22 protein-coding genes are annotated in these 24,506 nt (G+C 61.1%); 16 read left to right on the top strand and 6 right to left on the bottom strand.

The genetic code is table 11. The features are described 5' to 3' along the window. Positions 1-67: 67 nt before the first annotated feature. The 5 genes from dapC to CUR33_RS08225 all read left to right on the top strand — a co-directional run bounded on the left by dapC (position 68) and on the right by CUR33_RS08225 (position 4,486). Positions 68-1,264: a succinyldiaminopimelate transaminase gene (gene dapC / locus CUR33_RS08245; RefSeq protein ID WP_289239275.1), complete on the top strand. Its 1,197-nt coding sequence runs from the start codon at positions 68-70 to the stop codon at positions 1,262-1,264. Further along, positions 1,264-1,611, top strand: coding sequence for an ArsC family reductase (locus tag CUR33_RS08240; protein WP_289239274.1), 348 nt, complete (start codon positions 1,264-1,266; stop codon positions 1,609-1,611). Before dapC ends, CUR33_RS08240 begins: the two co-directional genes overlap by 1 nt. Positions 1,612-1,650: 39 nt before the next feature. Next, positions 1,651-2,685, top strand: coding sequence for a 2,3,4,5-tetrahydropyridine-2,6-dicarboxylate N-succinyltransferase (gene dapD / locus CUR33_RS08235; protein ID WP_170049652.1), 1,035 nt, complete (start codon positions 1,651-1,653; stop codon positions 2,683-2,685). Positions 2,686-2,852: 167 nt separating this feature from the next. Then, positions 2,853-4,058: an aminotransferase class V-fold PLP-dependent enzyme gene (locus CUR33_RS08230; RefSeq protein WP_289239273.1), complete on the top strand. Its 1,206-nt coding sequence runs from the start codon at positions 2,853-2,855 to the stop codon at positions 4,056-4,058. Beyond that, entirely contained in the window at positions 4,055-4,486 is a 432-nt protein-coding gene (locus CUR33_RS08225; protein WP_289239272.1) for a SufE family protein, read from the top strand. The genes CUR33_RS08230 and CUR33_RS08225 overlap by 4 nt, the downstream gene beginning before the upstream one ends. Here CUR33_RS08225 and CUR33_RS08220 read toward each other — a convergent pair. Together CUR33_RS08220 and tcdA are read right to left on the bottom strand one after the other, a co-directional pair. Further along, positions 4,465-5,268, bottom strand: a complete 804-nt coding sequence (locus CUR33_RS08220; RefSeq protein ID WP_289239271.1) for a substrate-binding periplasmic protein — start codon at positions 5,266-5,268, stop codon at positions 4,465-4,467. The two genes, CUR33_RS08225 and CUR33_RS08220, sit on opposite strands and share 22 nt — an antisense overlap. A gap of 74 nt (positions 5,269-5,342) precedes the next feature. Continuing rightward, positions 5,343-6,164, bottom strand: coding sequence for a tRNA cyclic N6-threonylcarbamoyladenosine(37) synthase TcdA (tcdA, locus tag CUR33_RS08215; protein ID WP_090248409.1), 822 nt, complete (start codon positions 6,162-6,164; stop codon positions 5,343-5,345). 250 nt (positions 6,165-6,414) lie between these two features. Between tcdA and CUR33_RS08210 the strand changes: the two genes are divergently transcribed. From CUR33_RS08210 to CUR33_RS08195, 4 genes are all read left to right on the top strand, one after another. After that, complete coding sequence (locus CUR33_RS08210; protein WP_167141722.1) at positions 6,415-9,009, top strand: glycosyltransferase; 2,595 nt, start codon at positions 6,415-6,417, stop codon at positions 9,007-9,009. A gap of 93 nt (positions 9,010-9,102) precedes the next feature. Next, positions 9,103-10,257: a succinyl-diaminopimelate desuccinylase gene (gene dapE, locus CUR33_RS08205; protein ID WP_289239270.1), complete on the top strand. Its 1,155-nt coding sequence runs from the start codon at positions 9,103-9,105 to the stop codon at positions 10,255-10,257. Then, positions 10,254-11,060, top strand: a complete 807-nt coding sequence (locus CUR33_RS08200; protein ID WP_167141724.1) for a putative RNA methyltransferase — start codon at positions 10,254-10,256, stop codon at positions 11,058-11,060. Before dapE ends, CUR33_RS08200 begins: the two co-directional genes overlap by 4 nt. Before the next feature lie 2 nt (positions 11,061-11,062). Then, on the top strand, positions 11,063-11,434 hold the full coding sequence (locus CUR33_RS08195) for a hypothetical protein (RefSeq protein ID WP_167144225.1): 372 nt from the start codon (positions 11,063-11,065) through the stop codon (positions 11,432-11,434). A 92-nt stretch (positions 11,435-11,526) separates the two neighbouring features. On the opposite strand, the gene fadD1 is transcribed toward CUR33_RS08195, so the two are convergent. Together fadD1 and fadD2 are read right to left on the bottom strand one after the other, a co-directional pair. Then, complete coding sequence (gene fadD1, locus CUR33_RS08190; RefSeq protein WP_289239269.1) at positions 11,527-13,215, bottom strand: long-chain-fatty-acid--CoA ligase FadD1; 1,689 nt, start codon at positions 13,213-13,215, stop codon at positions 11,527-11,529. A gap of 378 nt (positions 13,216-13,593) precedes the next feature. Then, entirely contained in the window at positions 13,594-15,282 is a 1,689-nt protein-coding gene (fadD2, locus tag CUR33_RS08185) for a long-chain-fatty-acid--CoA ligase FadD2 (protein ID WP_160085146.1), read from the bottom strand. 185 nt (positions 15,283-15,467) lie between these two features. Between fadD2 and CUR33_RS08180 the strand changes: the two genes are divergently transcribed. From CUR33_RS08180 to CUR33_RS08165, 4 genes are all read left to right on the top strand, one after another. Continuing rightward, a complete protein-coding gene (locus CUR33_RS08180; protein ID WP_289239268.1) occupies positions 15,468-16,196 on the top strand; it encodes a substrate-binding periplasmic protein in 729 nt (242 codons plus the stop codon). Between the two features lie 72 nt (positions 16,197-16,268). Continuing rightward, a complete protein-coding gene (locus CUR33_RS08175; protein WP_289239267.1) occupies positions 16,269-17,231 on the top strand; it encodes an alpha/beta hydrolase in 963 nt (320 codons plus the stop codon). Continuing rightward, positions 17,228-17,698 (top strand): MaoC family dehydratase, encoded by a 471-nt coding sequence (locus CUR33_RS08170; protein WP_090248421.1) that lies wholly within the window; start codon positions 17,228-17,230, stop codon positions 17,696-17,698. The genes CUR33_RS08175 and CUR33_RS08170 overlap by 4 nt, the downstream gene beginning before the upstream one ends. 155 nt (positions 17,699-17,853) lie before the next feature. Further along, a complete protein-coding gene (locus CUR33_RS08165) occupies positions 17,854-18,360 on the top strand; it encodes a DUF1993 domain-containing protein (RefSeq protein ID WP_289239266.1) in 507 nt (168 codons plus the stop codon). A gap of 13 nt (positions 18,361-18,373) precedes the next feature. Here CUR33_RS08165 and CUR33_RS08160 read toward each other — a convergent pair whose 3' ends face one another. Both CUR33_RS08160 and metE read right to left on the bottom strand, forming a co-directional pair. Further along, the gene (locus tag CUR33_RS08160) at positions 18,374-19,363 is read right to left on the bottom strand and encodes an alpha/beta fold hydrolase (RefSeq protein ID WP_090248424.1); all 990 of its coding nucleotides are present in this window, start codon (positions 19,361-19,363) and stop codon (positions 18,374-18,376) included. A 199-nt stretch (positions 19,364-19,562) separates the two neighbouring features. Continuing rightward, positions 19,563-21,866 (bottom strand): 5-methyltetrahydropteroyltriglutamate--homocysteine S-methyltransferase, encoded by a 2,304-nt coding sequence (gene metE / locus CUR33_RS08155; RefSeq protein ID WP_289239265.1) that lies wholly within the window; start codon positions 21,864-21,866, stop codon positions 19,563-19,565. 150 nt (positions 21,867-22,016) lie between these two features. On the opposite strand from metE, the gene metR reads away from it, so the two are divergent. From metR to CUR33_RS08140, 3 genes are all read left to right on the top strand, one after another. Then, entirely contained in the window at positions 22,017-22,937 is a 921-nt protein-coding gene (metR, locus tag CUR33_RS08150; protein WP_108487605.1) for a transcriptional regulator MetR, read from the top strand. Positions 22,938-22,973: 36 nt separating this feature from the next. Continuing rightward, the gene (locus CUR33_RS08145) at positions 22,974-23,738 is read left to right on the top strand and encodes a substrate-binding periplasmic protein (protein WP_218276623.1); all 765 of its coding nucleotides are present in this window, start codon (positions 22,974-22,976) and stop codon (positions 23,736-23,738) included. A 106-nt stretch (positions 23,739-23,844) separates the two neighbouring features. After that, positions 23,845-24,501 carry a TetR/AcrR family transcriptional regulator gene (locus CUR33_RS08140; protein ID WP_289239264.1) on the top strand — a complete coding sequence of 219 codons (657 nt, stop codon included), beginning with the start codon at positions 23,845-23,847 and terminating at the stop codon, positions 24,499-24,501. Positions 24,502-24,506: the final 5 nt, after the last annotated feature.

The following is a 24,506-nucleotide window of genomic DNA, read 5'->3' as shown; positions in this document are numbered from 1 at the left end:
GCCCCTTATTACCCTTGAGCCGCCCGCCATCCTGGATGCGGGCGCTGGCAGACCTCAGGAAGCAACAATGAACGACGCGTTAAACCAGCTGCAGCCCTACCCGTTCGAAAAGCTCCGCGCACTGCTGGGCGCCCTACAGGCTCCCGCCGGCAAGAGCCCGATTGCCCTGTCGATCGGTGAGCCGAAACACCGCTCGCCGGAATTTGTCGCCGAGGCGTTGCGCGCGAACCTCGACCAGCTTGCGGTCTACCCGACCACCCTGGGCATCCCGGCGCTGCGTGAAGCCATCGCTAACTGGTGTAACCGCCGCTTTGGCCTGCCGGCCGGCGTGCTCGATCCGGCGCGCCACGTGCTGCCGGTCAATGGCACACGTGAGGCGCTGTTTGCTTTTACCCAGGCGGTGGTCAAGCGCGATGTCGATGGCCTGGTAGTCAGCCCCAACCCCTTCTATCAGATCTATGAAGGCGCGGCTTTTCTTGCCGGCGCACAGCCGCACTACCTGCCATGCCTGGAAGAACATGGTTTCAACCCGGATTTCGACGCCGTCAGCGACGAGGTCTGGCAGCGTTGCCAGATCCTCTTTCTCTGCTCACCCGGCAACCCGACCGGCGCGCTGATTCCGCTGCCGACGCTGAAGAAGCTGATAGCCCTGGCCGATAAATTCAACTTCGTGATCGCTGCGGATGAGTGCTACAGCGAGCTGTATTTCGATGAAGGCACCCCACCGGCCGGCCTGCTCACGGCCTGCGCCGAATTGGGCCGCCATGATTTCAAACGCTGCGTGGTGTTCCATAGCCTGTCCAAGCGCTCCAACCTGCCAGGCCTGCGTTCGGGCTTCGTCGCCGGCGACGCCGACATTCTGAAATCTTTCCTGCTGTACCGTACCTACCACGGCTGCGCCATGCCGGTGCAAACCCAACTAGCCAGCGTCGCCGCCTGGAGCGACGAAGCCCACGTCAAAGCCAACCGCGACCTGTACCGCGAGAAGTTCGACGCGGTGCTGGCGATTCTTGGCAATGTCCTGGATGTGCAACGGCCGGATGGCGGTTTCTACCTGTGGGCGAAAACGCCGATAGACGATGAAACATTTACCCGCGAGCTGTTTGCCCGCGAGCATGTCACCGTGGTGCCTGGTTCGTACCTGTCGCGCGCAGTGGACGGCAACAACCCGGGGGCCGGCCGTGTGCGCATGGCCCTGGTCGCGCCGCTGGCCGAGTGCGTGGCAGCAGCCGAACGTATCCGTGATTTTGTGAAGAGCCTCTGATGAGCAAGACCCTGTTTGGCATAAAAGCCTGCGACACCATGAAAAAAGCCCGCACGTGGCTCGACGAGCACGGGGTAAGCTACGCCTTTCATGATTACAAAGCCTGCGGCATAGACCGTGGCAACCTGGAAAAGTGGTGCAATGAGCATGGTTGGGAAACCATCCTGAACCGTGCAGGCACCACTTTCCGCAAGCTGGACGAGGCGCAGAAAAGCGACCTCGATCAGCACAAGGCGATCGAACTGATGCTCGCCCAACCGTCGATGATCAAACGCCCGGTGCTGGATCTCGGCAACAAGACCCTGGTTGGCTTCAAGGCTGACCGTTATGCCGCCGAACTGGTTTGAACCAGCCGGCCCACACGAATTTGCGGTAAGGAAAACAACATGAGCACAACCCTCTTCAGCCTGGCTTTCGGCGTTGGCACCCAGAACCGTCAGGGCACCTGGCTGGAAGTCTTCTACGCCCAGCCACTGCTCAACCCGAGCAGCGAACTGGTCGCCAAAGTGCTGGAAAAAATCGCGTACCAAGGCGGCAACCAGGCTCTCAGCCTGACCAACAGCCAGGCAGGCGATCTGGCCGAAGCGCTGAAAAATGTCGACAGCCAGCAGTCCGCCCTGCTCACCCGCCTGGCCGAAAGCCAGAAGCCGTTGGTGGTCACCCTGCTCGCCGAAGACGCCGCGCTGACCAGCACCCCTGAGGCCTACCTCAAGCTGCACCTGCTGTCGCACCGCCTGGTTAAGCCGCACGGTCTGAACCTCACGGGGATCTTCCCGCTGCTGCCAAACGTGGCCTGGACCAGCCAGGGTGCCGTCGACCTCGGTGAACTGGCTGAGCGTCAACTGGAAGCGCGCCTGAAGGGCGATCTGCTGGAAGTCTTCTCGGTGGACAAGTTCCCGAAAATGACCGACTACGTGGTGCCGGCTGGCGTGCGTATCGCTGACAGCGCGCGTATCCGCCTGGGCGCCTATGTGGGCGAAGGCACCACCGTGATGCACGAAGGCTTCGTTAACTTCAACGCCGGTACCGCCGGCCCAGGCATGATCGAAGGCCGCGTATCAGCGGGCGTATTTGTCGGCAAGGGTTCGGACCTGGGCGGCGGCTGCTCAACCATGGGCACCCTGTCCGGTGGCGGCAATATCGTCATTTCCGTGGGCGAAGGCTGCCTGATCGGCGCCAATGCCGGCATCGGCATTCCGTTGGGCGACCGCAACACTGTGGAATCCGGCCTGTACATCACCGCCGGCACCAAGGTGGCGCTGCTGGATGCTGACAACAAGCTGGTCAAGGTGCTCAAGGCCCGTGATCTGGCGGGCCAGCCGGACCTGCTGTTCCGCCGCAACTCGCAAACCGGCGCTGTGGAGTGCAAAACCCACAAGTCGGCGATTGAGCTGAACGAAGCCCTGCACGCACACAACTAAAAAGTTGGTTTAGCGCGGCTGCGCTCGCCCATACTGCGTTGCACTAAGGCTCGGACGCTCATTTACACCAGTAAACTCCGCGTCCTCGCCTTATTGCGCCTTGTCTGGGCTTCGCTCGCAACGCGCTAAACCCAACTTTTAGTCGCCAGATAATCTCTGGAAAATCCATGTCACTGATCTCCCCCTGGCGTGCTGACTTCCCTGGTATTCAGTCCCTTGCGGCTGAAGGCCAGACCTATCTGGACAGCGCTGCCACTGCGCAAAAACCCCAGGCCATGCTCGATGCCCTGCTCGGCTATTACGCCGGTGGCGCAGCCAATGTGCATCGCGCCCAGCACCTGCCGGGCGAGCGTGCCACCCGCGCCTTCGAAGCCACGCGGGAGAAGGTTGCACGCTGGCTAAATGCGCCCAGCGCGCAGCAGATCATCTTCACCCGCAGCGCCACCGAAGCCTTCAACCTGCTGGCCTACGGCCTGGAGCAGCGCCTGCAACCCGGTGACGAGATCGTCATCAGCGCCCTGGAACATCACGCCAACCTGCTGCCCTGGCAGCAACTCGCGCTGCGCCGCCAGCTCAAGCTGGTGGTGCTGCCGCTGGATGAGCATGGGTTGATCGACCTAGCCCAAGCGGCGCAGCTGATCGGCCCACGCACCCGCCTGTTGGCGGTCAGCCAGCTGTCCAACGTGCTCGGCTGCTGGCAGCCGCTTGGGCCGTTACTGGCCCTGGCACAGGCGCAAGGCGCACTGACTGTGATCGATGGCACACAAGGCGTGGTGCACGGTCGCCAGGACGTGCAAACCCTGGGCTGCGACTTCTATATCTGCTCTGGCCACAAACTCTACGGCCCGGACGGCGTCGGCCTGCTTTATGGCCGCACGCACGCCCTGGAGCAATTGGCGCATTGGCAGTTTGGCGGCGAGATGCTGCTGCACACCGACTACAGCAACGCCAACTTTCGCCCAGCACCATTGGGTTTTGAGGCTGGCACACCACCGATTGCCTCGGTGATCGCCCTGGGCGCGAGCCTGGATTACCTGAGCAGCCTCGACGCCAGCGCCGTAAGCGCCCACGAAGCAGCCCTGCATAGCCAGCTGATCACTGGGCTGCAGCAGCGCCAGGGCCTGCGCCTGCTCGGCACGCCGACTGTCGCGCTGGTCAGCTTTGTGGTCGATGCCGTGCACCATGCCGACTTGGCTCACCTGTTGACCGAACAAGGCATCGCCGTGCGCGCCGGCCATCACTGCGCAATGCCGCTGTTACAGGGCCTCGGCCTGAACGGGGCGATTCGTGTGTCGCTGGGGCTGTATAACGATGGCGGCGATTTACAGCGTTTTTTTAGCGCGCTGGATCAAGCCTTGGAGCTGTTGCAATGAGCCTTCCTGCCACTGCGCAGACTGCACTGCAAGCCTTTGGCGCCAGCCCCAGCTGGGAACAGCGCGCCCGCCTTCTGATGCAATGGGGCGACCAGCTCGTCCCGCTGAGTGATGCCGAACGCAGTGAAGCCAACCGGGTGCAGGGCTGTGAAAGTCAGGTGTGGCTGTTGGCTGAGCAGGACGGCGCTCACTGGGAGTTTCGCGCCAGCAGCGATGCAAGGCTGTTGCGTGGTTTGCTGGCACTGCTGCTGGCCAGAGTCAACGGCCTGCCGGCATCTGAACTGGCGCAGCTGGATCTGCAGGACTGGTTTACCCAGCTTGGCCTGGCTCGTCACCTGTCACCCTCACGCAGCAACGGCCTGCAGGCTGTGCTGACACGGATGCAGCACTTGCTCGATGCCAACGATCAGGGCGCAGCGCGCCACTGATCGGCATTGCCGGAATACAGGGCCTGTTGCAAACGCTGCAACTCACCGCTCTGCGCCAGGCGCCGCAGGCCGGTATTAAATATCTCACGCAACTGATCGGCTTTAGCATCACCTTTGCGAAACAGCAGGTGCAGCGGTTCAGCATGCAAAATACGCGGATTATGGGTAATCAATGCTCGCTCCTGTTCGGAAAACAGGCGACGCAACATGGCATAACCAACCGCTCGATCCTGAGGGTGGAAGTCAACCCGCCCCAGGCTCAGTAAACGAAAGCCAGTGTCTTCTTTGCCATGTTGCTGCACCTGCAACTGCCCAGCATCAAGCGCCGCATCAAACTCCGTACCATAGGAGTAGCCCAGCGTCGTGGCGATGCGGAACGTTTTAAGATCGCCGAAACGGGTCCAAGCAAGTTGCTGGTCGCTGCGCTGGAATAACACCACGTCCCCCGCCACAACTGCATCACTGCATGCAGTGAAACGCTGGCGACTCTTACTGCAGATATACGGCATCACCGCATCCAGGCCGCCCTGTTCGAGCATCAGCAGGTTGCGGTCCCAGGGGTAATAAACGAACTCAACCTGATAACCGGCCGCCTTGAAAATGTCCCGCACCAACCGCGACAAGGCGCCGCCATCTTTGCGCTGCTGATCAACATAGGGCACCCAGTCACCGGTACCAACTCGCACAACCGGGTGGGCATGGACACTCAGGCAAGCAGAGAACGCAGCAAACAGCAGCGCATATCGCGGGACATGACGTAATACATGACGCAGCAGGGACAACACAGCACACCTCAAAAGAGAACTACCAGCACATCCCTGCTGAACATCGACCGCAACCGGTCATTCTTTAAATATTAGCCAACATCATCATGTGCGGGCCGCCGCTCTGCCGGCCGCCGAGTACCAGCAACCAATTTATCGACGATGCGCGCCGCGGCGACCATGCCAAAAGTCGCGGTCACCATCATCACTGCGCCAAAACCGCCGGCGCAGTCGAGCTTGACCCCCTCCCCCACAAAACCCTTGTATTGACACACCGTACCGTCGGGTTTGGGATAGCGCAGCTGCTCGCTGGAATACACGCAGGGCACGCTGTAATTGCGCCCAGGCGTGCGTGAGAAGCCGTAATCGCGGCGCAGGGTGGAGCGCACCTTGGACGCCAGCGGATCATTCCAGGTTTTGTTCAGGTCGCCGACCTGGATCTGCGTCGGGTCGATCTGCCCGCCCGCGCCACCGGTGGTAATCACCTGGATCTTGCGCCGTTTGCACCAGGAAATCAGCGCAGCCTTGGCGTTGACACTGTCGATGCAGTCGATCACTGCATCCAGGTGCTCAGTGATGTACTCGGCCATGGTCTCACGGGTCACGAAATCCGCCACCGCATGTACCACACAGGCCGGATTGATCGCGCGGATACGCGCCGCCATCACCTCGACCTTGGGCTGACCAACCGTGCTGTCGAGCGCATGCAGCTGACGGTTGCTGTTGCTGACGCAGACATCATCCAGATCAAACAAGGAAATCTCGCCCACTCCGGAGCGCGCCAATGCCTCTGCTGCCCAAGAGCCCACGCCGCCAATCCCGACCACCGCCACATGCGCAGCCGCGAGCCGCTCGGCTCCCTGGCGACCATATAGACGGGCGATCCCGGCAAAGCGTTGTTCATCCACAGGCATTCTTCACTCTCACAAGCCACAAGCGGCGCGCATTATAGGTAGCTGACGAGCCGCACCCAAGCCCTGTATTGGTCTAGCCCTGTCTATCCGATGAACAGCCATAGCACATTGCCATCAGTGGAACCTTCACAACCGACAATCGTCCCATCAATATGCCCGCCTGCCGGCTATACAGCCCAATGGCGGCGGCGTAGCATGCGGCACCCGACGCTCGTCGCTTTTTATTGCCCCTTCGCTGGACCTGCACACTATGCCTTCGCGTAAGTTTGGACTGAACCTGGTCATGTTCCTGGCAATTGCCGCCGTGTTTACCGGTATCTGGGCGCTGTATAACCGCCCGGTAACCGCACCGGATTGGCCAGAACAGATTTCCGGATTTTCTTTCTCGCCTTTCCGCGCCGGGCAAAACCCGCAGCAGGACACCTACCCCAGCGATGAGCAGATGCGCGCTGACCTGGAGCTGCTGAGCACGCATACCGACAACATCCGCACCTACTCGGTAGACGGCCCACTGGGCAACATCCCCCTGCTCGCAGAAGAGTTCGGCCTGCGCGTGACCCTGGGTATCTGGATCAGCCCGGATCTGGAGCGCAACGAGCGAGAAATCGCCAAAGCCATCGAAATCGCCAATAACTCACGCAGCGTAGTGCGCGTGGTAGTTGGTAACGAAGCGCTGTTCCGCAGCGAAGTGACCCCGGAAAACCTGATCGCCTACATCGACCGTGTGCGCGCAGCAGTCAAGGTGCCGGTGACCACCTCGGAGCAATGGCACATCTGGCAGGACCATCCAGAGCTGGCACAGCACGTCGACCTGATCGCCGCCCACGTTCTGCCCTACTGGGAATTCGTGCCGATGGAGGACTCCACCGACTTCGTGCTGGAGCGCGCCAAGGACCTGAAAAAACTCTTCCCGAAAAAACCGCTGCTGCTCTCCGAAGTTGGCTGGCCGAGCAACGGCCGCATGCGCGGCGGCGCCGATGCCTCTCAAGCGGACCAGGCGATTTACCTGCGTACGCTGGTCAATGCGCTCAATGCCAAAGGCTACAACTACTTCGTTATCGAAGCCTTCGACCAGCCGTGGAAAGCCAGCGATGAAGGCTCGGTGGGTGCGTATTGGGGCGTTTACAACCTCGAACGTCAGGCCAAATTCGCTTTCGAAGGCCCCGTGGTGGCGATTCCCCAGTGGCGCTTGCTAGCCATCGGTTCGGTGGTGCTAGCCCTGCTCAGCCTGGCGCTGATGCTTATCGACGGCAGTGCCCTGCGTCAGCGCGGGCGCACCTTCCTGACCATTGTCGCGTTCGCCGGCGGCTCCGCCCTGGTATGGATCGGCTACGACTACAGCCAGCAGTACAGCACCTGGTTCAGCACCTTGGTTGGCCTGCTGTTGGGCATTGGCGCCTTCGGCGTGTTTATCGTCCTACTGACAGAAGCCCACGAACTGGCTGAAACCGCCTGGACCCGTGCGCGGCGCCGGCCGTTCCAGCCGGTCTTGGCCGACAGTGCCTACCGCCCCAAGGTATCGGTGCACGTACCCTGCTACAACGAGCCGCCGGAGATGGTCAAACAGACCCTCGACGCCCTGGCCGCACTGGATTACCCGGATTACGAAGTCATCATCATCGACAACAACACCAAGGACCCGGCCGTGTGGGAGCCGGTTGAGGCGTATTGCAAAGTCCTGGGCCCACGCTTCCGCTTCTTCCACGTCGCACCAATTGCCGGTTTCAAAGGCGGTGCGCTGAACTACATCCTGCCGCACACCTGTCCGGACGCCGAAGTGGTAGCGGTGATCGACGCTGATTACTGCGTCGACAAGAACTGGCTTAAGTACATGGTGCCGCACTTCAGCGACCCTAAGATCGCCGTGGTGCAATCACCGCAGGATTACCGTGACGGCAACGAGAACGTCTTCAAGAAGCTCTGCTATGCCGAATACAAAGGCTTCTTCCATATCGGCATGGTGACGCGTAATGACCGCGACGCGATCATCCAGCACGGCACCATGACCATGATCCGTCGTACCGTGATGGACGAACTGAAGTGGGCCGACTGGACCATCTGCGAAGACGCCGAACTGGGCCTGCGCGTATTCGAGAAAGGCTACAGCGCCGCCTACGCCCACGAAAGCTTCGGCAAGGGGCTGATGCCGGACACCTTTATCGACTACAAGAAGCAGCGCTTCCGTTGGGCTTACGGCGCCATTCAGATCATGAAGGGCCATGCACGCAGCCTATTCCTCGGCAAGGACTCCGAACTCAAGAGCGGACAGCGCTACCACTTCGTCGCCGGTTGGCTGCCGTGGATCGCCGATGGCCTGAATATCTTCTTCACCGTCGGTGCGCTGCTCTGGTCGGCAGCGATGATCATCGTGCCGCAGCGGGTTGACCCGCCACTGATGATCTTCGCCATCCCGCCGTTGGCGCTGTTCTTCTTCAAGCTGGGCAAGATCCTGTTCCTCTACCGCAAGGCCATGGGTGTTGATTTGGTGCGCTCCTTCCAGGCTGCGCTGGCAGGCCTGGCGTTGTCGCACACGATCGCCAAGGCGGTGCTCTACGGCACCTTCACCAAGACTATCCCGTTCTTCCGCACACCGAAGATGGCCAGCAACCACGGCATCCTGGTGGCCTTGGCCGAGGCCCGCGAAGAAGTGTTTATCATGCTGCTGCTGTGGGGGTCGGCCATCGGTATCAGCATCGTCCAGGGCCTGCCCAGCGCCGATGTGAAGTTCTGGGTAGCCATGCTGCTGGTGCAGTCGCTGCCCTACCTGGCGGCGCTGATCATGGCTTTGCTGTCGTCACTGCCTGCGCCTCAGGCAAGCGCGCAGGAAACCGCCGCGGCCAGCTGATCACAGGTGTGCCTGAATGCTAGACGGCGGCCAATGGCCGCCGTTTTGCTTTAAGATGGCGGCCTTTCCGCTTGATGCCGCCTTGGAGCCGCAATGACCGCCAACGCCACGCCCCTCTCCCCGACGCTGGAGCTTGCCTGTGAGCTGATTCGTCGTCCTTCCGTCACGCCGCTTGATGAAGGCTGCCAGGAGCAGATGACGCGCCGCCTTGTCGCCTGCGGTTTCACCATCGAGCCGATGCGTATCGAAGATGTGGACAACTTCTGGGCCAGCCACGGCAGCCAAGAAGGCCCCGTACTGTGCTTTGCCGGACACACCGACGTGGTGCCCACCGGCCCGGTGCAGAAGTGGCAGCACCAGCCATTCGATGCGCTGATTGATGAAGACGGCATGCTCTGTGGCCGTGGCGCGGCGGACATGAAAGGCAGCCTGGCGTCGATGATCATCGCCGTTGAACGCTTTGTTGCGGAATACCCGGACCACAAAGGCCGTATCGCTTTTCTGATCACCAGTGATGAAGAAGGCCCGGCACACCACGGCACCAAGGCGGTGGTTGAACGCCTGCGCGAACGTAACGAGCGCCTGGACTGGTGCATCGTCGGCGAACCCTCGAGCACTACCCTGGTCGGTGACGTAGTGAAAAACGGCCGCCGCGGCTCGCTCGGCTGCACCCTCACCGTACGCGGCAAGCAAGGTCACGTGGCCTATCCGCACCTGGCGCGCAACCCGATTCATCTGGCCGCGCCGGCCCTGGCCGAACTGGCCGCCGAGCATTGGGACGACGGCAACGCGTTCTTCCCGCCGACCAGCTTCCAGATTTCCAACCTCAACGCAGGCACCGGCGCGACCAACGTGATTCCGGGTGAGCTGAAGGCCATCTTCAACTTTCGTTTCTCGACTGAATCAACGGTTGAGGGCCTGCAGCAGCGCACTCAGGCCATCCTCGACAAACACGGCTTGGATTTTGAACTGGACTGGGCACTCTCCGGCCTGCCTTTCCTCACCGAACCAGGTGCCTTGCTCGACGCCGTAGCGGCCAGCATCAAGGCAATCACTGGCCGCGATACCAAACCGTCGACCAGCGGCGGCACCTCGGACGGGCGCTTTATTGCCACCCTTGGCACCCAAGTGGTCGAACTTGGTCCGGTCAACGCCACCATCCACCAGGTCGACGAACGCGTGCTGGCCAGTGATCTGGATGTGCTGACCGAGATTTACTACCAGACCTTGGTCAATCTGCTCGCATGAGCCTGACCTGCCCGATCTGCCAGGCGCCGCTGCAGACGCTCGACAATGGTGTGGCCTGCCCGGCCAACCACCGCTTCGACCGTGCACGCCAGGGTTACCTGAACCTGCTGCCTGTGCAGCATAAGAACAGCCGCGACCCAGGCGATAACGCCGCCATGGTCGAGGCCCGACGGCGCTTTCTCGACGGTGGGCATTACGCTCCTCTGGCGCAGCGCCTGGCCGAACTGGCCGCCGGTTATAACCCGGAACGCTGGCTGGATATTGGGTGCGGCGAGGGTTACTACACCACACAGATCGCCGACGCCCTGCCACAGGCCGATGGCTATGCCCTGGACATCTCCCGCGAGGCGGTCAAGCGCGCCTGCAAACGTGCGCCGCAGCTGACTTGGCTGGTGGCGAGCATGGCCCGTGTGCCGCTGGCGGACGCCAGCTGCCAATTACTCGCCAGCGTCTTCAGCCCGCTCGACTGGCAAGAAGCCAAGCGCCTGCTCGCCCCCGGTGGTGGCCTGCTGCGCATGGGCCCGACCCGCGAACACCTGATGGAATTGCGGCAGAAGCTGTACGACGAAGTGCGTGACTACGATGATCAGAAACACCTGGAGCTGATCCCTGAGGGCATGCGCCTGGCTCACAGCGAAACCCTGACCTTTAATCTGCACCTGGACAGCAGCGAGGCCCGCGCCGACCTGCTGGCCATGACCCCACACGGCTGGCGCGCCAGCGCCGAGCGCCGCGCGGCGGTAATCGCCGAACCTTGCGACGTGACTGTCGCCATCCGCTACGACTGGATCGAGAGACTATGACCATGCGCCAACCGGATATCGAGATTTACCTGAAAGACGCCGACCACACCGCCATCGGCGAGTGGCTGAACAGCGCACTGGGCAGCTGCACGCCTTGGCAGCAGAAAGGCCAGACCTATAAATGCACGGCCGGCGACGTACCCGTCACCTGGCTGCCCAAAGCGGTTGGCAAATGGAACAGCCTGTACCTGGAAAGTGATGCCACGCCCTGGGCTGACGACCTGGCCTGCGCTCAAGCGGCCTTCGCGGCACTGAATGTTGAAGTCCGCTGCGCGCCGGGCGGCTGGCAGGAAGAAGAAAGCGACGAGCAAGCCGACCGCTGGATGCGCATCAGCGCTGATGGCGTAGAGGAAATCACCTGGCGCACAGCTTGACCGACCACTGAAACTAAAGCTCACCGCTGTTCGATCAGTTTAGTCGCAGACACAAAAAACCCCGCCTAGGCGGGGTTTTGTTTAGCGCGGTTTTACTTCTTGCCCATCTTCTTCAGTTCTTCATCACGCAGTTCGCGGCGCAGGATCTTGCCCACGTTGGTGGTCGGCAGGACGTCGCGGAACTCTACGGCTTTCGGCACCTTGTAGCCCGTGACGTTGGCACGCATGTGCTCCATCACCTGCTCTTTGGTCAGGGTTTCACCCGGTTTGACCACCACGAAGATCTTGATCGCTTCGCCCGACTTCTCATCCGGCACACCGATGGCCGCGCACTGCAGCACACCTGGCAGAGTGGCGAGCACGTCTTCCAGCTCGTTCGGGTAGACGTTGAAGCCGGACACCAGAATCATGTCCTTCTTGCGGTCGACGATACGCATGTAACCGTCTTCCTGAATCACCGCGATATCGCCAGTCTTCAACCAGCCTTCGGCGTCGAGGATTTCGTCGGTGGCTTCCTGACGCTGCCAGTAGCCCTTCATCACCTGCGGACCTTTGACGCACAGCTCACCAATCGAACCCAATGGCTGCTCGACGCCTTCGTCGTCGATCACCTTGCACACGGTCGACGGTACCGGAATACCGATGGTGCCGATTTGGATATTGCTGAACGGGTTAACCGAAGCCACCGGGCTGGTTTCGGTCATGCCGAAGCCTTCGCAGATCGAGCAACCGGTCACCTGCTTCCAACGCTCGGCGGTCGCCAGTTGCAGCGCCATACCGCCGGAGAACGTGGCTTTGAGGGTAGAGAAGTCCAGCTTGCGGAAGTCCTCGTTGTTGCACAGGGCAACGAACAGGGTGTTGAGGCCGACAAAGCCGGTGAACTTGTACTTGGCCAGATCCTTGGTCATCGCCGGCAGATCACGCGGGTTGGTGATCAGCACGTTGTGCCCACCAATTAGCATCATCGCCATGCAATGGAAGGTGAACGCATAGATGTGGTACAGCGGCAATGGCGCGATCAGCACTTCGCTGCCTTCGCTCATTTCCGAACCCATCAGCGCCTTGACCTGCAGCATGTTGGCGATCAGGTTGCGGTGGGTGAGCATCGCGCCCTTGGCCACGCCGGTGGTGCCGCCGGTGTATTGCAGCACGGCAATTTCACCATTGGCCGGAGCTGCTTCTTTCACGCTCTGACCACGGCCTTTGGCCATGGCAGCGGTGAATTTGACGGCTTGCGGCAGGTTGTAGGCCGGAACCATCTTCTTCACGTGCTTGACCACGCTGTTGACCAGCAGGCGCTTGAGCGGCGAAAGCATATCGCCGACTTCAGTGATGATGACCGTCTTGATCCCGGTTTTCGGCAGAACCTGTTCAGCCAGGTGGGCCATGTTGGCCAGGCTGACCAGGGCCTTGGCGCCGGAATCGTTGAATTGGTGTTCCATTTCCCGCGCGGTGTAGAGCGGGTTGGTGTTGACCACCACCAGACCGGCGCGCAGGGCACCGAAGACAACAACCGGATACTGCAGCACGTTGGGCAGTTGCACGGCGATTCGGTCGCCAGGCTGCAAGTCGGTGTTCTGCTGCAAGTAAGCGGCAAAAGTGCCGGACAACTCGTACAGCTCACCATAGGTAATGGTTTTACCCATATTGCTGAAAGCTGGCTTGTCGGCGAAGCGTTGGCAGGACTCTTTCAGTACCGCCTGGATGTTCGGGTACTGGTCAGGATTGATTTCGGCAGCAATCCCAACGGGATACTTATCCTTCCAAAAGTTTTCGGTCATGGAAGCCCACTCCTCAGCAACAGCTTGATCTTCACCGCGCGTAGACGGTTGTTTATTGTAGATTTGCGTGTTTTCTGCGATTTGAACGGCAAAAAAATTGCCGGGAGCAATTTTTGACGTCACACAGCAACAGCCTGGAAAGCAGGGTCGCCATGGATGGTGGATCACAAAAAAGCCGCCCGAGAGTAGCAGCTTTGCCAAACAGCGACTAGCACCAATAAGCGCCGCAGCAGTCACAAAAATGACCAGCACGGCAATTTAAGTCATTTTTATTGATAGCGCTGAAAGCAGCGAGTTACAGGGGTTGCGCGGGGATTGGCGGAGGTTTCATACAGCCGCAGTTAAACCTGCGGCTGTATTGAAGCGACCGTGTATGCGTTAGGCGATATCGCGCAGCTCGCGACGGAGAATCTTGCCTACCGGGGTCATCGGCAGCGAGTCGCGGAAGACGATCTGCTTGGGCACCTTGTAGCCGGTGAAGTTCTCCTTGCAGTAGGCCTTCAGTTCATCGGCGTTGAGGCTGCTGTCGCGGGCCACCACGAACAGCTTGACCGCTTCCCCGGACTTCTCATCCGGCACGCCGATGGCCGCGCAACTGGCGACTTTCGGGTGAGCCATGACCACATCTTCGATCTCGTTGGGGTACACGTTGAAACCCGAGACGATGATCATGTCCTTCTTGCGGTCGACAATGCGCACAAAGCCATCCGGGTCGATCACCGCCACATCACCGCTCTTGAACCAGCCCTCGGCGTCCAGCACCTCGGCAGTGGCTTCTTCACGGTTCCAGTAGCCCTTCATCACCTGCGGGCCCTTGATGCACAGCTCGCCGCGCTCGCCCAGGCCTTGCTCAACGCCGTCATCATCAATGACCTTGAACGCCGTACCCGGCACCGGAATGCCCACCGTGCCCAGACGCGCTTTATCACCATAAGGGTTGGTACTGGCCACTGGCGAGGTTTCGGTGAGGCCATAGCCTTCGACCACGGTGCAGCCGGTCATCGCCTGCCAGCGCTCGGCCGTAGCCTTGACCAGAGCGGTGCCGCCGGAGTTGGTGACCTTGAGCTTGGAGAAATCCAGTTTCTGGAACTCGGGGTTGTCCATCAGCGCCACGAACAGCGTGTTGAGGCCCAGTAGCGCGGAGAACTGCCACTTACCCAGCTCCTTGACGAAGCCTGGGATGTCACGCGGGTTAGTGATCAGCACGTTGTGGTTGCCGTTGACCATCATGCACATGCAGTTCGCGGTGAAGGCATAGATATGGTAGAGCGGCAGCGGCGCGATCATGATTTCCTGGCCCTGCTTCATCAGCGGGGTGCCATCGTTGCCCAGCTGCGACAGACAGGCATCGACTTGCAGCATATTGGCCACCAGGTTGCCGTGGGTGAGCATCGCGCCCTTGGCCACACCGGTGGTGCCGCCGGTGTATTGCAGCACAGCGATGTCTTCCTGGCCGACCTTGACCGGCTTCAGCGCATGCCCTTGGCCCTGCTTGAGCGCATCCTTGAAGCCCACCGCCTGCGGCAAGTGGTAGTCAGGAACCATCTTCTTGACCTTCTTCACCACGGTGTTGACCAGCCAGCCTTTCAGGCTAGGCAGCATGTCACCCATCTTGGCTTCAATCAGGTAATCGATCTCGGTATCCGGCAGCACGTCCTGCACCAGCTTACCGAACATGTTCAGGTACACCAGCGCACGCACGCCGGCATCCTTGAACTGGTGGCGCATCTCGCGGGCGGTGTACAGCGGGTTGGTGTTGACCACAATCAGCCCGGCGCGCATAGCGCCGAACACGGCAATCGGGTACTGCAGCACATTGGGCATCTGCACGGCGATGCGCTCGCCCGGTTGCAGGTCAGTGTGCTTTTGCAGGTAGGCGGCAAAGGCCGCCGAGAGCCGATCAAGCTCGGCATAAGTCAGGGTCACGCCCAGGTTGCTGAAGGCGGGCCGGTCGGCGAACTTCTTGCACGAGCGCTCGAACACCTCGATAACCGACTTGTAAGCCCCCAGGTCGATGTCATTGGGTACGCCAGCCGGGCGTTTGTCACTCCAGAAATCAGGCTGCATTATTTTTATCCTCTTGCCCTGAGATGGTCTAATCCGCGCTGCGGAGTTGGCTGGAAGTTAACAGCTAACGCCAAACAGGCAAATAGCCGAGCAGCGTCATTGACGCACTGAATCTTGCCGCTCCCTATGGAACTATCCTGCCGCGCCACCTATAACCAATCTGCACCCTGCGCTGACGGCTCCCCATGCCTATCGTTCTATTCGTTGCTACGTTGCTGTTTTTCTTCGCGCAATCGGCGCAGGCCCAGCCACAACTGCGCATGGCCACCCTGGAATACCCGCCCTACAGCTCTGAACACCTGCCGGATGGCGGCAGCATCGTCGCCCTGACCCGCCGCGCCTTTGCTGTACGCGGCTATCCGCTGCAGATCGACTTTCTACCCTGGGCGCGAGCGCGTGTTGAGCTGGGCAACGGCAACTACCAGGGTGCGCTGGCGCTATGGCCCAAGGAGATTAACGAGGAAGGGCTGCAGCCCTCCCGCCCGCTGTTTTACAGCGAACTGGGGCTGTTTATTCGCAACGGTTATCCACTGCAGTTCAGCCAGCTGCAGGAATTACGCGGGCGCACCCTGGGCATCGTGCGCGGCTACGGTTACCCACAGCATATTCTCGATGCTGGGCTGACCCTCGAAGACGCCGTGGACGACATCAGTAACCTGCGCAAGCTCAATGCCCGGCGTTTCGACATGGTGTTGCTGGAACGTATCGTCGGTAACCATTTGATCGCCAACGATGAACAACTGCGCGGCAAGCTCCGCTGGCAGGGCAATGTGCTGGAGCGCGTCCCGCTGCTGGTCGGCTTTGTTCCCGCCAAGCCCGGCGAACCTGATTGGAGCGCAGTGTTTGAGCAGGGCCTGCGCGACCTGCACAGCAGCGGCGAATATATGCAGATATTGCGCAGCCATAATCCTTAAACCCGCACGGACTTTGCGCCGCGCCGCGCGGGGTGCACAATGCGCAGCTTCTGCAGGCTTAAGGGATTCGCCATGCTCCACCAAGCGTTCTGGCTCAATAGCACCGATGCAGCGCCCCTCTTTGTAAACCGCTGGTACGCCGAACAGCCGCCGAAAGCGTTGCTGATGGTCGCCCACGGCATGGCCGAACACAGCGGGCGCTATGCACGCCTGGCCGAAGCACTGGTGGCGCAAGGCTTCGAGGTGTATGCGCATGACCAGCGCGGGCACGGCAAAACTGCCGAACATGGCCTGCTCGGCCACTATGCCGACAACAAGGGCTGGGAGCTGGTGGTCAATGACCTGGCCCACCTTAACCATCATATGCGCCAAACCCACCCGCAAACGCCGATATTCCTGCTCGGCCACAGCATGGGCAGCTACATCAGTCAGGCCTACCTGATGCACCACAGCTGCAGCCTGCAGGGCGCTATTCTTTCCGGCTCCAACTACCAACCCGTGGCGCTGTACCGCGCCGGCCAGTTGCTGGCACGCTTCGAGCGCTGGCGGCAAGGGGCACAGGGGCGCAGTGCGCTGCTGGAGTTCGTTTCGTTCGGCTCATTTAACAAAGCCTTCAAGCCCAACCGCACCGCCTTCGACTGGTTGAGCCGCGACCCGCTGGAAGTCGACAAATACATCAATGACCCGCTGTGCGGCTTCCGCTGCAGCAATCAGCTGTGGGTCGACCTGCTCGGCGGCCTGCAACAGATCACCCCGCTGGAAAATCTTGCGCAGATCGACAACAGCCTGCCGCTGCTGGTGATCGGCGGGGCCTGTGACCCGGTCAGCGACGGCCACCGTCAGCAAGACCTGGGTAATGCCCTGAGCACCGCAGGCAACCAGCACGTAAAGGTCAAACTCTATCCCGATGCGCGTCATGAGCTGCTCAACGAGAGCAACCGCGACGACGTCACCGCCTACATCATCGACTGGTTGCAGCAGGCTCTCAGCCAACCGCGCCAGTGCCACCAACAGAGCCAAGAGAGTCACCCATGACCCAGAGCAGCAACACGCCCTACGACGCCCTCGAAGTCGGCCAGACCGCCAGCTACAGCAAGACCGTCAGCGAACGCGACATCCAGCTGTTTGCCGAAGTATCCGGCGATCACAACCCGGTGCACCTCGACGCTGAATATGCCGCCACCACCATGTTCAAGGAGCGTATCGCCCATGGCATGTTCAGCGGTGCATTGATCAGCGCCGCCGTGGCCTGCGAGCTACCTGGCCCAGGCACCATCTACATCGGCCAGAGCATGCGTTTCACCGCACCAGTGAAGCTCGGTGACACCCTCACCGTGCGCCTGGAAATCCTTGAGAAACTGCCAAAATTCCGCGTGCGTGTAGCCACTCGCGTGTTCAACCAGAACGATGAGCTGGTGGTCGATGGCGAAGCGGAAATCCTCGCCCCGCGCAAAGCGCAGACCGTTGAACTGACTCAGCTGCCGCCCATCACCATCGGCTAAAAATTGCTCACGATCGACTGCCCGTTGCTCGGCAGCAAGATCATCAACAGCTTCTAAGCTTGTTAGCCCACGTCACCGCCGCTGCCTGCGGCGGTGTACCTCCCTTCGACACAATCGCGCTCGGGCAATCCGCTTCGGCGCTTCTGGAGATATCCATGTCCCTGTCCATGTACCAAGCATCCATCCCGGTCTTCACCCGCCAGCTGAACAACCTGTCGACTATCCTCGGTATCGCCGCCGCCCACGCCGAAGAGAAGAAGATCGAGCAGAGCGTATTTCTCAACGCGCGCCTGGCCCCCGATATGTTTCCACTAAGCCGCCAGGTGCAGATCGCCTGTGATGGCGCCAAGGCCGGCGCCGCCCTGCTGGCCGGGGTCGACGCACCGAGCCATGCCGATGATGAAGCCAGCTTTGCCGAGCTGCAGGCACGCATCACCAAGACCCTGGATTTCCTGCACAGCCTCGACGCTGCGAAGATCGACGGCAGCGAAGCGCGTACCGTCACCCTCAAGCGCCGCGACAAGGAAACCCACTTCCAGGGTCAGGCCTTCCTGCTCGATCACGTCATGCCGAACTTCTATTTCCACTACACCACTGCCTACGCCATTCTGCGCCACAACGGTGTGGCCATCGGTAAGCGTGACTTCCTCGGCACTCGTTAAGTAACTCTGCGCTTTAAAGCCGCGCCCACTGCCCATCGCCCCGATGGGCCTGCAGGTGCGGCAACACCGCCGCCAGCAAGGGTTCTTTGAACGCTTCCTGAAAGCGGTGGGCCAGACCGGGGATCAGTCTCAATTCGCTGTTCTTGATGTGCGCCGCCACATGCACGCCGTGCATCACCGGCAGCAGCGGATCGGCCGTGCCATGCACCACCAGGGTTGGCACGCGCAGACGGTTAAGCAGCTCGACCCTGCTCGGCTCCGCGAGAATCGCCAACAACTGACGTTGCACGCCTTCGGGGTTGAACGCCCGGTCGTAGGCAATCTGCGCCTGTTGCAACAGTAACTGCCGGTCATCGCTGACCGCCGGGCTGCCCAGCGCGGCCAGCAGGTCGGCCTGCTGCTCCAGGGCTATCGCGCGGTTGGGCGCTTCACGTTTGGCCAGCAGACTCAGTAGCGCGCTACTTGGCGCCGGCAACCCCTGAGCACCGGAGCTGGTCATAATCAAGGTCAGGCTCTGCACCCGCTCAGGTGCAAGGTCGGCCATATGCTGGGCGATCATTCCGCCCATGCTCGCCCCAAGTACGTGAACCTCACGCACGGCCAATGCATCCAGCAAGCCCAGGGCATCCTTGGCCATATCGCGCAGCCCATAGGGCGCGGCCACCGACAGACCGAGGCGATAACGCAGTGCTTCATAGGTCAGATTGATTTCTGGCGCGTTGCCAGCCCATGCGCTCAGCCCAACATCGCGGTTATCGAAGCGGATCACCCGAAAGCCCTGCTCACACAGGCGCGCCACCACTTCATCCGGCCAGTGAATCAACTGCCCGCCCAGGCCCATCACCAGCAGCAGCGCAGGATCGCTGTCGCGACCAATGCTCTGATACGCCAGACGCACCTCGCCCACATCCGCCGTGTGCGTCGGCACCTCCACATCACAACGCTGCGCCGCAAAAACCGGCAGGCCGCACAACAGTGCAGCGAGAAGAATCAACCCACGCATAACATCACCCAGACCCGGGACAGCAGAACGCAGCACCCCATTAAGACGCGAGTGTGGTGATGTTTGTGCGAGCGCGCTGCCACACAAGCGTGACAATTTGATGAAGGGAGACGAGCGGTCTTTCTACCGCGACAAAAAATAGCGAAAGCCCCTGCGACAGCCGATCAGGGCAGTCACAGGGGCGTACTCGTGAAGGCAATCAGGCCAGTTCGCTACGCAGCTGACGAGCTGCCGCCACCATATTGATCAACGCGGCTTCGGTCTCCGGCCAGGCACGGGTTTTCAGGCCGCAGTCCGGGTTGACCCACAGCCGCTCGAGCGGAATGCGCTGCGCAGCCTTGCGCAGCAAGTTGACCATCTCCCCGCTGTCCGGCACCCGTGGCGAATGGATGTCATATACGCCGGGGCCGATGTCGTTGGGGTAGTCGAAGCGTTCGAAGGCCTCCAGCAGCTCCATGTCCGAACGCGAGGTTTCAATGGTGATCACGTCGGCATCCATGGCAGCGATGGACTCGATCACGTCGTTGAACTCGCTGTAGCACATGTGGGTGTGGATCTGCGTTTCGTCACGCACGCCCGAGGCGCACAGGCGGAATGCCTCGGTGGCCCAGTTCAGGTAACCCTGCCACTGCACCTGGCGCAGCGGCAGTCCTTCGCGGAAGGCGGCTTCGTCGATCTGGATGATCTTGATCCCCGCTGCTTCCAAGTCCACCACCTCGTCACGAATGGCCAGGGCCAGCTGGCGTGCCTGCTGTTCACGGGAAATGTCGTCGCGCGGGAAGGACCACATCAGCATGGTCACCGGGCCGGTCAGCATGCCCTTCATCACTTTGCGGGTAAGGGTCTGCGCATAGCCGATCCAGGCCACAGTCATGGCCTTGGGCCGACTCAGGTCGCCGTAGATCACTGCAGGTTTTACGCAACGCGAACCGTAGCTCTGCACCCAACCGAAACGGGTAAAGGCATAGCCGTCGAGTTGCTCGGCAAAGTACTCGACCATGTCGTTGCGCTCGGCCTCACCGTGCACCAGCACATCCAGACCGAGGTTTTCCTGCACCTCGACGGCATGACGGATTTCGCTGTGCATGGCCTCGGTGTAATCCCCCGCCGACAGCTTGCCAGCCTTGAACGCCTGACGCGCCAGACGGATGGCGGCGGTCTGCGGAAACGAGCCGATGGTGGTGGTCGGCAAGACCGGCAACTGCAGGCGCGCCCGCTGCTGCTCGATACGCGCAGCGAATGGCGAATGGCGCTGGCTATCGGCGGCGCTAATAGCTGCCAAACGCGCCTGCACCGCCGGTTTGTGGATACGCGGCGACTGCGCGCGGCTGGCCTGTACGGCGCGGCTTGCAGCCAGCGCGGCCTGCACCTGAGCATCCTGCGGGTTGTTCAGGGCTGTGGTCAGCAGCGCGACTTCTTCGCACTTCTGCACGGCAAAGGCCAGCCAGCTTTTCAGCTCGGCATCCAGCTTGTCTTCGCGGCTCAGGTCGACCGGGCTGTGCAACAGCGAGCAGCTTGGCGCCACCCACAGGCGCTCGCCCAAGCGCTCCTGAGCCTGCTGCAAAATCTCCAGAACTGGCTGCAGATCAGTGCGCCAAACATTGCGGCCGTTGACCACGCCCAGCGACAGCACCTTGTAGGCCGGCAAACGGTCGAGGATGGTCGGGAACTGCTCAGGGGCGCGCACCAGGTCGATATGCAGGCCATCCACCGGCAGGCTGGCGGCCAGGCCGAGGTTGTCTTCCAGGCCGGCGAAATAGGTGGCGATCAGTTTCTTGCCGGGCTCGCGCTGCAGCAGGTTATAGGCGCGCTCGAAGGCGTTCTTCCAGGCTTGCGGCAGGTCCAGCACTAGAATCGGCTCATCGATCTGCACCCACTCCACACCCTGAGCGGCCAGGCGCTGGAGAATTTCGCCGTAGACCGGGAGCAGCCGCTCAAGCAAATCGAGCTTGTCGAAATTGCCACCCTTGGCTTTGCCCAGCCAGAGATAGGTCAGCGGACCGATCAGCACCGGTTTGACGCGGTGACCCAGGGCGTGGGCTTCTTCGACTTCCTCGAACAGTTGTTCCCAGTTCAACTGGAACTGCTGATCGGCGGTAAATTCAGGGACCAGGTAGTGGTAGTTGGTGTCGAACCACTTGGTCATCTCTTGCGCATGAGCAGCGCAACAGGCGCTCTGACTGCTCTTGTTTGCAACGGCACCGCGCGCCATGCCGAACAAGGTATCCAGGGTCGGCTTGCCGTCTGCCGGGCGAAAGCGCTCGGGGATCACGCCGAAGCTCAGCGAGTGCGTCAGCACCTGGTCGTACCAGGCAAAGTCGCCGACCGGCAGCAGATCGATGCCAGCGTCCTTCTGCAGCTGCCAGTGGGCGGCGCGCAGTTCACGACCCACAGTCCGCAGGCCGGCCTCGTCCAGCTCGCCTTTCCAGTAAGCCTCCAGGGCTTTTTTCAGTTCTCGGTCACGACCGATACGCGGAAAACCAAGGAAATGGGACAGGGCCATGTCAGAACGCTCCAGCAGATCAATAAGATGCTGGCTATTCTCGACACCCCGTCTAAGTGAGACAAACTCAATCTATTCGCCTTGATCTATAGTTTTACTCATGTTCTGCTTGTCGCTAGAAAGCCGACCTGCCAAACACCGAGGCCCGCCATGCTCGAATTGCGCCACCTGAAAACCCTGCATGCCCTGCGCGAAAGCGAAAGCCTGGTGGACGCAGCCGAGCGTCTGCACCTGACGCAATCGGCGCTGTCACACCAGTTCAAGGAGTTGGAAGAGCGCCTGGGCATGCCGCTGTTCGTGCGCAAAACCAAGCCGGTGCGTTTTACCAGCGCCGGCCTGCGCCTGTTGCAGCTATCCGATACGGTATTGCCGCTGCTGCGCGGTGCCGAGCGTGATTTAGCCCGCCTGGCCGGTGGCACCGCCGGCCGTCTGCACATGGCCATCGAATGCCACAGCTGCTTCCAGTGGCTGATGCCGACCATCGACCAGTTCCGCGATGCCTGGCCGGAAGTGGAACTGGACCTGGCCTCGGGCTTCTCCTTCGCACCACTGCCCGCCCTGGCCCGCGGTGATCTGGACCTGGTGGTGACCAGCGATCCACTGGAACTGGCCGGCATCACCTATGTGCCGCTGTTTACCTATGAAGCCATGCTCGCCGTGGCCAACCAGCATCCGCTGGCCAGCAAACCGTGCATCAAGCCGCAGGACCTGGCCACGGAAACCCTGATCACCTACCCGGTGGAACGTGACCGCCTGGACATCTTCACCCGCTTCCTTGAGCCGGCAGATGTCGAACCAGCGCAGGTGCGCACCTCCGAGCTGACGGTGATGATGATGCAACTGGTGGCCAGCGGCCGCGGCGTGTGTGGCCTGCCCAACTGGGCGCTGCATGAATACAGTTCACGTGGCTACGTGACGGCAAAACGCCTGGGCGATAAGGGCCTGTTCGCCACCCTGTACGCCGGCATCCGCACCGATATGCTCGACGCACCGTTTATGCGCGACTTCCTGCTGACCGCCAAAGACACCTCCTTCGCCAATCTGGAAGGCGTCAGCGTGGCACGCGGCTAAGCTTGCATAACCCGCCGCCTTAATATCGAGCACTGCATGCGTTGTTTGCTTTCCGTCTTGCTGCTCTGGGCTGGCCTCTGCCAGCCCCTGCATAGCCAGGAAAAAATACACATCGCCATCGGCGAATGGCCGCCGTTTATCAGCGCATCGCTGCCTCACTACGGCGTAGTACCGCAGTTGATCAGCGAAGTCTTCGCCAGCCAGAACGTCAGCGTGGAATACGGTTTCTTCCCCTGGAAGCGCGCCTACACAGAGGTCAAACAGGGTCACTGGCAAGCCTCGGCCATCTGGGGTCGCACGCCGGAGCGCGAGGCCGACTGTCTGTTTTCTGCTGTGGTCTACAGCGATGAACTGGTGCTGTTCTACCGTCGCGACAAACCGATCAGCTGGGACGGCCGCCTCGCAGGGGCCGAGCAGCTCAATGGTCTGCGCATCGGCATTCCGTTGGGATCGGCGAAGATGCCAGTGCTGGAGCAAGCCGAACAGCGCGGTTGGGTGCAGTACGAAGCCAGCGGGGATGAGCTGATCAACCTGCGCAAGCTGGCCGCCGGGCGCATTGATGCGGTGGACATCGTCAAAGGCTCGGGCAGCCATGTGCTCAACCAACTCAGTGCCAAGGAACGCGCCCACCTGACCACCACGCAAACCTACGATACCTGGGATTACCACCTGATTTTCTCGCGCCAGTTGCCTGAGAGCGAACGCCTGCAGCAACTCTTCGATCAGGGCCTGCGCGAGCTGAAAGACAGCGGCCGTTATGCGCAACTCTGGCAACCACTCAGCACATCACACCATCCTTAAACCCTGATCCATCCAATCACGGCAAAGCCTGTTACAACTGCCGGCTTGCCGCATCGTGACCAACAGTCATAGCATGACCACCGGTCACAACCTCTGAAAAATCCGTATGCGCTACCAAGATCAACTCTTCGAACAACGCGAAAACGCCCTTCTCGATGCGGCCCGCCAGCTGTTTGCCGAGCAGCCCTGGGATCGCGTGACGATTGCCGAAGTGGCGCTTGCCGCCGGCATAGGCAAAGGCACGGTGTACAAGCACTTCCCCAGCAAGGAAGCGCTGTATGCGCGCCTGGTGCTCGACCTCAGCCGCGCCAACCTGCTGGAACTGCGCGAACTGCATGCCGCCAGCCCCGCGCAGGAGGCCATGCGCCGGGTGATCCACCGCGCCTTCGAGCAGATGCTGGCTAACCCGATTCAGGCGCAGCTGTGCCTGCACTGCGACCGCCCGGAGTTTCAGGAGCGCCTGGAAAGCCCGTACCGCCAGCAATTCCTCGATATAGAGCGCGAATTCCAGCTGTTCTTCAGCGACATGCTCGGCGTGGCCCTGAACAACCAGGCGCTCAGCCAGAGCGACTGCCAGAACCTGTTGTGGGGCGTGGAAGCCTGCGTCAACGGGGTAATGGCACGCATCGCCTCCGGTGGCTTTGCCCACTGGGCTGAGCCGATTGCCCTGGATGAGTACTTCGCCCGCGTCACCGATTTCATTATTGCCGGCCTGCGCACTCAGGCCGCCGAACTGCTTGCTCAACCCCATTGCCACGAGTAACCACC

The organism is Pseudomonas sp. FEMGT703P (assembly GCF_002786345.1).
Lineage (GTDB): Bacteria > Pseudomonadota > Gammaproteobacteria > Pseudomonadales > Pseudomonadaceae > Aquipseudomonas > Aquipseudomonas peli.
The sequence above is the reverse complement of the archived record's forward strand: the minus strand, read 5'-3'. Positions and strand labels throughout refer to the sequence as shown.